Annotated in this window: 8 protein-coding genes; all 8 read left to right on the top strand. The window is 71.8% G+C overall.

Annotated elements, in window-relative coordinates:
* The coding region (locus ACFRCR_RS15440) for a glutamate ligase domain-containing protein (protein WP_377678744.1) at positions 1-838 on the top strand (838 nt) is incomplete at its 5' end.
* A gap of 155 nt (positions 839-993) precedes the next feature.
* Complete coding sequence (locus ACFRCR_RS15435; protein ID WP_377678743.1) at positions 994-1,947, top strand: cell division protein FtsQ/DivIB; 954 nt, start codon at positions 994-996, stop codon at positions 1,945-1,947.
* 173 nt (positions 1,948-2,120) lie between these two features.
* The gene (gene ftsZ / locus ACFRCR_RS15430; RefSeq protein ID WP_377678741.1) at positions 2,121-3,434 is read left to right on the top strand and encodes a cell division protein FtsZ; all 1,314 of its coding nucleotides are present in this window, start codon (positions 2,121-2,123) and stop codon (positions 3,432-3,434) included.
* 3 nt (positions 3,435-3,437) lie between these two features.
* The gene (locus ACFRCR_RS15425) at positions 3,438-4,223 is read left to right on the top strand and encodes a polyphenol oxidase family protein (protein WP_377678739.1); all 786 of its coding nucleotides are present in this window, start codon (positions 3,438-3,440) and stop codon (positions 4,221-4,223) included.
* A gap of 143 nt (positions 4,224-4,366) precedes the next feature.
* Positions 4,367-4,852, top strand: coding sequence for a cell division protein SepF (locus tag ACFRCR_RS15420; RefSeq protein WP_030150500.1), 486 nt, complete (start codon positions 4,367-4,369; stop codon positions 4,850-4,852).
* A 26-nt stretch (positions 4,853-4,878) separates the two neighbouring features.
* Entirely contained in the window at positions 4,879-5,163 is a 285-nt protein-coding gene (locus ACFRCR_RS15415) for a YggT family protein (RefSeq protein ID WP_191795669.1), read from the top strand.
* Positions 5,164-5,319: 156 nt separating this feature from the next.
* Positions 5,320-5,976, top strand: a complete 657-nt coding sequence (locus tag ACFRCR_RS15410) for a DivIVA domain-containing protein (protein WP_138824719.1) — start codon at positions 5,320-5,322, stop codon at positions 5,974-5,976.
* A 162-nt stretch (positions 5,977-6,138) separates the two neighbouring features.
* The gene (locus tag ACFRCR_RS15405; RefSeq protein ID WP_138824718.1) at positions 6,139-6,600 is read left to right on the top strand and encodes a TraR/DksA C4-type zinc finger protein; all 462 of its coding nucleotides are present in this window, start codon (positions 6,139-6,141) and stop codon (positions 6,598-6,600) included.
* Positions 6,601-6,626 lie beyond the last annotated feature (26 nt).

Raw genomic sequence — 6,626 nt, 5'->3', positions numbered from 1 at the left:
GTTCCTCGTCGCGTGCGTGGACGACCCGGGCGCCCGAGCCCTGGCCGACGCGCACCGTACGGCAGGCGGTCGGGTCGTCACGTACGGCACGTCGCCGGGCAGCGACGTGCGGCTGTCGGACGTCCGGCCCGACGGCGCCGCGGGGGTGGCCGCGCGGCTCACCGTCGCCGGTGACGCAGGGGGCGGGGTCGCCCGGCCGCTCGCCGGTGCGCCCGACGGGGGCGCGAGCCCGAGCCTCGACCTGCGCCTGCAGGTGCCCGGTGCGCACAACGCGCTCAACGCCGCCGCGGCGGTCGCGACCGCGATCCTGCTGGGCGTGGGCGCCGAGCAGGCGGTGTCGGGCGTCGGCGAGTTCCTGGGGACCGGTCGACGCTTCGAGGCGCGCGGTGAGGCCGGTGGTGTGCGGGTGGTCGACGACTATGCGCACCACCCCACGGAGGTCGCGGCGCTCCTGGCCGCGGCGCGGCCCGTGGCGGCCGGTGGCCGGGTGCTCGTGCTCTTCCAGCCGCACCTGTTCTCCCGCACGCGGACCTTCGCACGGGAGTTCGCCGACGCGCTGTCCCTCGCCGACGAGGTCGTCGTCACGGGCGTGTACGCGGCACGGGAGGACCCCGACCCGAGCACGGGCTCGTGGACCATCACCGACCTCATGGCCGATGGGTCGGCCCGGGGCGTCGAGGACCGGTTCGAGGCGGCTCGCGCGATCGCTGCCTCGGCGCGTCCCGGCGACCTGCTGCTCACGGTGGGTGCGGGGGACGTGACCGAGCTCGGTGCGGTGGTCCTCGACGCGCTCTCGGGGCAGGGGTCCGCCGCGCCCGCGGGGGAGGACGACGACTGATGCGTCCGCCGTCCCGTCCCCGGCCCGCCGCGCCTCGCCCGGCCTCGCGTCCTGCGCAACCTCGGCAGACGCAGCCGGCAGGGCCTCTCGCTGACCGCGGCCCGGGCGGACCCGCACTGCCCGTCGAGGCGACCGGGGCACAGGGCCGGGACGACGTGGGGACGACCGGCGGGGCCTCGGGCACCCGTCGCTCCGCGGGCACGCTGGGGACGGACGACGACGTCGCGACGCAGCCGCTCGTGCTCCGCGGCAGCGAGCTCGCACGCGCCGAACCCTCGGGACGGGCCCGGGGCCGGGAGCGTCCGGCGTCGGCCCCCGTCCCCTTCGTCGGGGCGGTCGGCGGGCAGGGGAGCCGACCGGTCGACCGGGTCGTCTCGACCGGGATGGCGGACCGTCTGGCCGAGAAGGCCGCGATGCGTCGGCACCGGCTCAGGAACCGGGTGCTGGGGTGGGCCGCGGCGGTGCTCGCGGTCGCGGGCGGGGTGTGGGTCGTGCTCTTCTCGCCGCTGCTCGGGACGGATCCGGCCAAGGTCGAGATCTCGGGGGAGGGGACGGTGATCGACGTCGCCCAGGTCGAGCAGGTCGTGTCGCAGGTCTCGGACGTCCCGTTGCCCCGGGTGGACACGATCGGTCTGCGGGATGCGATCCTCGACCTCAACGGTGTGCGCGACGTGCGCATCCTGCGGGTCTGGCCCGACGGGCTGAGCGTGACCCTCGAGTCGAGGGAGCCCGTGGCGGCCGTCCCTCACGAGGGCGCCTTCGCCCTGCTGGACCGCGACGGGGTCCAGGTCGGGACGGTCGACGCGGTGCCGGAGGGCCTGCCGGAGATCGGTGTGACGCTCGACGAGCAGGGTGCGCGGTCGTTGCGTGCGGCTCGTATCGTGCTCAACGCGCTCCCTTCCGAGCTGCGCGCCGAGGTCGCCGAGGTCACGGCTCCGACGCAGGACGCGGTCACCATGACGCTGCGCGACGGCGCGGTCGTCGAGTGGGGCAACGAGGAGGATGCGGCGCTCAAGGTCCGGGTGCTCCAGGCGCTGCGGGCGTTGCCGGAGAACCAGGGGGTCACGCTCTTCGACGTGTCGGCCCCCACGATGCCGATCAGCCGGTGAGCGGCCGGGGACGGTGTGACATGGACCATGGCGCAGGTTTTCGCCGACACGCGCGGGCGGGTCGTTGATACGGCAGGGACGGGCACCTACCGTCGACACAGCACAACCTGACATAACTATAACCCTCTAGTTGAGGGTGAAGGTTGAGGGCTACAGGATCGAGAGGCATTGACGTGGCAACTCCGCAGAACTACCTAGCAGTGATCAAGGTGGTCGGCATCGGCGGTGGTGGCGTGAACGCCGTCAACCGGATGATCGAGGTCGGTCTCAAGGGCGTCGAGTTCATCGCCATCAACACCGACGCGCAGGCGCTGCTGATGTCCGACGCGGACGTCAAGCTCGACGTCGGGCGCGAGCTCACGCGCGGCCTCGGGGCGGGTGCAGACCCGGAGGTGGGCAAGAAGGCGGCCGAGGACCACGCCGAGGAGATCGAGGACGTCCTGCGGGGCGCCGACATGGTCTTCGTCACGGCGGGTGAGGGCGGTGGCACCGGGACCGGTGGAGCGCCCGTCGTCGCACGGATCGCCCGCTCGCTCGGCGCCCTGACCGTCGGTGTCGTCACGCGACCCTTCACGTTCGAGGGTCGTCGCCGGTCCGTCCAGGCGGACCAGGGGATCGAGGCCCTGCGCAACGAGGTCGACACCCTCATCGTCATCCCCAACGACCGGCTCCTGTCGATGTCGGACCGCAACGTCTCGGCGCTCGACGCGTTCCACTCGGCAGACCAGGTCCTGCTCTCGGGCGTCCAGGGCATCACGGACCTCATCACGACCCCGGGCCTGATCAACCTCGACTTCGCCGACGTGAAGTCGGTCATGCAGGGGGCGGGCAGCGCTCTCATGGGCATCGGGTCCGCACGGGGCGAGGACCGGGCCGTCCAGGCCGCCGAGCTCGCGATCTCCTCCCCGCTGCTCGAGGCGAGCATCGACGGCGCGCACGGAGTCCTGCTGTCGATCCAGGGCGGCTCGGACCTCGGGCTCTTCGAGATCAACGAGGCCGCACGACTCGTCCACGAGGCGGCGCACACCGAGGCGAACATCATCTTCGGTGCGGTGATCGACGACGCTCTGGGCGACGAGGTCCGCGTGACGGTCATCGCGGCCGGGTTCGACGGCGGCACGCCCCAGATCCGCAAGGACGCCCGCGCGCTGGGCCAGGTCGCCGGCACCCCCGCGGCTCCGCCCGCACCGGCACCGCTGCCCGCGCCCGTTCCGACGGCCACGGGCAGCCACACGCTCCCGCGCCCGGTGGTGCCGATCGCCTCGGAGCCCGACGACGTCCCGGTGACCTTCGGGGGCGGTGCGGCGACGGTCTCGGCCGGCTATGCGCCGATCCCGACGTTCAGCGTCGTCCCGACCGAGGAGAACGTCAACGCCGAGCAGTCGGCGGCCGAGCGGTCCGCCCAGGTCGAGGTTCCCCGCCTGTACGACGAGGAGCCCGTCCGGCGCAAGGTCGAGGACCTCGACGTCCCCGACTTCCTGAAGTAGCCAGTGCTCGATCCTGCACTCCCCGCACCCCCGGTTCTCGAGGTCGACCTCGGGCCGGGGGTGCGTGCTGCGTTCACGGGCCGTGCCGGTGGGTCCTCGCCCGCACCCTGGTCCGGGCTCAACCTCGGGCTGGGGGTGGATGACGACGCCGAGCGCGTCCTCGCCCACCGCGACGCGGTCGGCCGGTGGCTCGGCGCTCCGCTGGTCTTCGGCACCCAGGTGCACGGCGCCGAGGTCCGCGTGCTCTCGGCGGCCGACCGGCTGGCGCGGGTCGAGGCGGGACTGGGGGCCGCCACGTGCGGCGAGCAGGACGCCCTCGTGACTGCCGAGCCCGGGCTCGGCCTCGGCGTCCTGGTCGCGGACTGCGTCCCGGTCCTGCTCGCGGACCCGGACGCCCGGGTCGTCGGGGTCGCGCACGCGGGCCGCCAGGGCCTGCTCGACGGGGTCGTCGGCGCGGCGCTCGAGGCGCTCGTCGGCCAGGGCGCACGCGTGGACCGGGTGCGCGCCGTCGTCGGGCCCGCTGCCTGCGGGCGCTGCTACGAGGTGCCCGAGCAGATGCGCGACGAGGTCGCCGCGGTCCGTCCCGGCACGTCCTCGACCACGAGCTGGGGGACCCCGGCGCTCGACCTGCCCGCAGGCGTCGTCGCGGAGCTGCACGCCGCCGGCGTGCGCACCGTCGTGGAGACCGGGATCTGCACCCTCGAGGACGAGCGCTTCTACTCCCACCGTCTCGCGACCCGCGGCGGCACCACGACGGGGCGGTTCGCGGGCGTCATAGCCCTCGAGTGACCGGACGCAGGTTCTCGGCGTGCCGTTTCTCACCCCCCGGCCCGTTGTCCGTTCCTGGGCGTGTCGCATCACGCGCGTGTCCGGGGCTGGGTTAGCGTGCAAAGCACGGAACCAGCAGTCGACATGAGGACGGAGAGAGGGCGATGGCCGGAGCACTTCGCAAGACCATGCTTTACCTGGGCCTCGCTGATGATCGAGGCGAGGGCGACCAGGAAGAGTTCATCGACGAGTACGACGACTTGGGGGCCGACGTGCCGACCGACTACCAGGCTCAGGTGACCCCGCTGCACCGGACGGTCGCCCCACGAGAGGTACCCCAGACGAGCATGTCAGCAGCCGAGCTCCGCCGGATCACCACCGTGCACCCGCGCTCCTACAACGACGCCCGCGTCATCGGGGAGGCGTTCCGTGGCGGCACCCCCGTCATCATGAACCTCTCCGACATGGACGACGCGGACGCCAAGCGGCTCGTCGACTTCTCCGCAGGCCTCATCTTCGGGCTGCACGGAGCCATCGAACGAGTCACCAACAAGGTCTTCCTGCTCTCTCCCGAGCACGTCGAGATCACCGGTGAGGAGCAGGCTCCCGAGCCTCCGGTGAGCCGGGCCGGCTTCTTCAACCAGAGCTGACCGCGGACTCTGGCACAGTTGACCCTGTGAATTTCGTCTTCGATCTGCTGGCATTCGTCCTCGGCCTCTACCTCGTGGTGCTCATCGGACGGGTGGTCTTCGACTGGGTGCAGGTCTTCGCCCGGGACTGGCGCCCGCGCGGTGTCATGCTCGTGCTGGCGGAGGCCATCTACACCCTGACCGACCCGCCGCTGCGAGCGCTGCGCAAGGTCATCCCGCCCCTGACCCTCGGTCAGGTGCGGATCGACCTCGGCTTCATCGTGCTCTTCCTCGCAGTGTCGTTCGCTGCACAGATCCTCGGCTCGATCTAAACGTGTAGAAATCCTGACAACCCGGCGATCTCGTGACCGGTGGCCCTTCAAGGGTCCCCGGTCGGAGGCCGCCTCCGCTGACAATCTCCGCTACTTTGGACTGTGGCGATCTCGAGATCGCCCGGACTGACGGCGCAAACGCATTGAGGTGAGACGATGGCACTGCTGACAGCAGAGGACATCCTGAACAAGAAGTTCTCCGCGACGAAGTTCCGCGAGGGATACGACGTCGAAGAGGTCGATGACTTCCTGGACGAGGTGGTGAGGACGCTCAACTCCGTGCAGGAGGAGAACGACGACCTCAAGACCAAGCTGGCCGCAGCGGAGCGACGCGTCGCCGAGCTGAGCCGGGCCGACGCCTCGGCGCCGTCCAAGCCGGCCGTGGTCGAGACCCCGTCCGCGCCGGAGCCCGCACCCGTCGTGGCCAGCGTCGCGCCCGCCCTGGGCAAGCCGACGGCCGAGCCGGAGTCCGCCACCGGCATGCTCCAGCTCGCACAGAAGCTGCACGACGACTACGTGCGCTCGGGCCAGCAGGAGGGCGACCGCCTCATCGCGGAAGCGAAGGAGGAGGGGACCCGGATCGTGCAGGAGGCCGAGGAGACCTCGCACCGCACGCTCTCCCAGCTCGAGCAGGAGCGTTCGCTCCTCGAGCGCAAGATCGACGAGCTCCGTCTCTTCGAGCGGGACTACCGCACGCGCCTCAAGAGCTACCTGCAGAACCTCATGGGGGACCTCGACAACCGCGGCAGCGCTCTCCCGCCCCGCAGCGGTTCCGGCGCGGGGCGCTCGAGCGACCTCAGCGCGGGCATCTAGTCCACCTGCCACCTGGCAGACGATCACACCAGGCGTGCGGACCACAGGGTTCGCCGCCGGTCGGTCCGTGACGACGCACCACACCGGTCCATCCGGCGTGGTGCGTTGTGCGTACCGGCAGGCGGCGTCTACTCTCACCGCAACTCGAACCGGAGGGGCGACATGACCAAGCTCAGCACCGCGACGCGCGCGGTCGTACGACAGCAGTTCCCGAACCTAGCTCGCGACGTCAAGTCCTTCCCCGTGCGTGACGGCGAGGAGCCGTGGACGCTGAAGGAGGCGGAGGAGCAGGCAGCGACCCTGCTGGAGGAGCGCGAGCGACTCGAGCGAGAGCTGACCGAGGCCGACCAGGAGCTCTCGGAGCTCCTGCGCAACTCGGGGGACGGTGCGGGCGACGACCAGGCGGACTCCGGGTCCAGCGCGCTCGAACGCGAGCAGGAGCTCACCCTCGTCAACAACATGAGGGACCTGCTCGAGCAGACCAAGCACGCGCTCGACCGCATCGCGGCCGGGACCTACGCGACGTGCGAGGCGACCGGGCTCCCGATCGGCAAGGCGCGTCTGCAGGCCTACCCGCGGGCGAACCTGTCCGTCGAGGCGAAGCAGCGCGAGGAACGTCGCTGACGCGACCGCCCGGCGCACGCGAGGAG

Source organism: Oerskovia sp. NPDC056781, assembly GCF_042789955.1.
Taxonomy (GTDB): Bacteria; Actinomycetota; Actinomycetes; order Actinomycetales; family Cellulomonadaceae; genus Oerskovia; species Oerskovia rustica.
This window is presented reverse-complemented; position numbering and strand designations above follow the sequence as displayed.

Excerpts from the sequence above, each read along its gene's own strand:
- ACFRCR_RS15420 (WP_030150500.1), top strand. The coding sequence starts at position 4,367 with ATGGCCGGAGCACTTCGCAAGACCATGCTTTACCTGGGCCTCGCTGAT.
- ACFRCR_RS15410 (WP_138824719.1), top strand. The coding sequence starts at position 5,320 with ATGGCACTGCTGACAGCAGAGGACATCCTGAACAAGAAGTTCTCCGCG.
- ACFRCR_RS15405 (WP_138824718.1), top strand. The coding sequence starts at position 6,139 with ATGACCAAGCTCAGCACCGCGACGCGCGCGGTCGTACGACAGCAGTTC.